At 61.8% G+C, this 1,966-nt stretch carries 1 protein-coding gene; it reads left to right on the forward strand.

The window, feature by feature from the left end; translation table 11 throughout:
- Nucleotides 1–1,912, forward strand: a 1,912-nt coding sequence (locus F2P46_RS35560; protein ID WP_166899207.1) for a Tn3 family transposase, incomplete at its 5' end; no start/stop codon positions are given.
- Nucleotides 1,913–1,966: the final 54 nt, after the last annotated feature.

Here is a 1,966-nt window from a genome sequence, read left to right on the forward strand (position 1 = left end):
CGCGCTCGCGCTGGCCCTCGCCGGCGTCAACAAGCTGATTCGACCGACCGACAATGTGTACTACCAGGAGCTGGACGCTAAGTACAAGACCGTGCGCCGGTTCCTGCCGGCGCTGGCCGAGCACATTCACTTTGGCGCGAATGCCGCTGGCGAGCCGTTCATCGCCGCCTTTGCCTGGCTTCGCGCCAACATGACGGTGAAGAGGCCCGACAACGACGCGCCGCGCGAGATCATCACCAAGCCCTGGCAGCGTCATGTGCTGCGCGAGGGCGATACCATCGATTTTCACGCTTACACCTTTTGCGTTTTGTCCGAATTGCGTATCGCGCTGCGCAGGCGAGACGTGTTCGTGGCACCAAGCTGGCGGTACGCCGATCCGCGCGCCGGCCTTCTCGATAGCGCTGAATGGGAATCCACACGCCCGATCATTTGTCGCACGCTTGGCTTGTCGGCGGTACCGGGTCCGACCTTAAGCGCGCTGGCCGATGAACTGGACCTCACCTACCACGCTGTCGCCGCCAGGTTGCCCGACAACCCGGCCGTGAGGTTCGACAAGGTGGGCGATAAACAGGAACTGGTGCTCAGCCCGTTGGACAGAATGAATGAACCGGCGTCGTTGATCGCGTTGCGCACCAAGGTCATGGGTATGCTGCCGCGCGTCGATCTGCCAGAACTGATCCTAGAGATTGCCGCCCGCACTCGCTTCACTGACGCCTTCACCCACATATCGGAGCGCACCGCGCGCGCTTCTGACCTGCATGTGAGCATCTGCGCGGTGTTGATGGCCGAGGCATGCAACACGGGACCGGAGCCGCTAATTCGCGGCGACGTCCCGGCCCTCAAGCGCGACCGATTGTCCTGGGTGGATCAAAACTACCTGCGCGATGACACCATCACGGCAGCAAACACAATGCTGGTATCGGCGCAAAGCCGTTCGGCGCTGGCCGGCGTGTGGGGCGGCGGTGAGGTCGCGTCGGCCGATGGCATGCGGTTCGTGGTGCCGGTACGATCAGTGCATTCCGGGCCGAACCCGAAATACTTCGGCGTCGGGCGCGGTGTGACTTGGTACAACCTGATATCGAACCAGTTTTCCGGCCTCAACGACATCACGGTGCCTGGCACGCTGCGCGATAGTTTGGTCCTGCTGGCCGTCGTCCTGGAACAGCAAACCGACCTCCAGCCAACTCAGATCATGACGGACACAGGCGCGTACAGCGACGTGGTTTTCGGATTATTCCGCCTGCTTGGTTACCGATTTAGCCCACGCCTGGCGGATGTCGGCGGCACGCGCTTCTGGCGAATTGACTCGAAGGCCGACTACGGGCTGCTCAATTCTGTATCCGGACACAATATTAGTCTCCAGAAAATCGAATTACATTGGGATGACATGCTGCGCCTGGCTGGCTCTCTTAAGCTTGGCCGGGTGCCGGCTGCCGGCATCATGCGCACGCTTCAGGTGGGCGAGCGACCGACCAGACTAGCCCAAGCCATCGCCGAGCTCGGCCGCATCGATAAAACCCTGCACACCCTGACGTACATCGATGACGAAGCCAAGCGCCGGAGCACGCTAACCCAACTCAACCGGGGCGAGGGTCGGCACAGCGTCGCCCGCGCGGTCTTTCATGGAAAACGGGGTGAATTGAGGCAGCACTACCGCGAAGGCCAGGAAGACCAGCTCGGCGCGCTCGGCCTCGTGCTCAACATGATCGTGCTATGGAACACCAACTACATAGAGGCCGCGTTGAACCAGCTCCGCGCGGACGGCTTCGAGGTGCGCGATGAGGACGCGACCAGGCTGTCACCACTGCTGCATGAGCATATCAACATGCTCGGCCGGTATTCATTCTCAGTACCGGACGCCGTGGCCAAGGGTGAGCTGCGGCCGCTGCGGAACCCGTCGAGCGACGAATAAGCCAGCGAACCTAGCCCTAAACCCGGTTTTCCGTTCCACTGCACCTCAAACCCC

Source organism: Massilia sp. CCM 8734, from assembly GCF_011682155.1.
Classification (GTDB): Bacteria; Pseudomonadota; Gammaproteobacteria; order Burkholderiales; family Burkholderiaceae_D; genus Telluria_A; species Telluria_A rubra.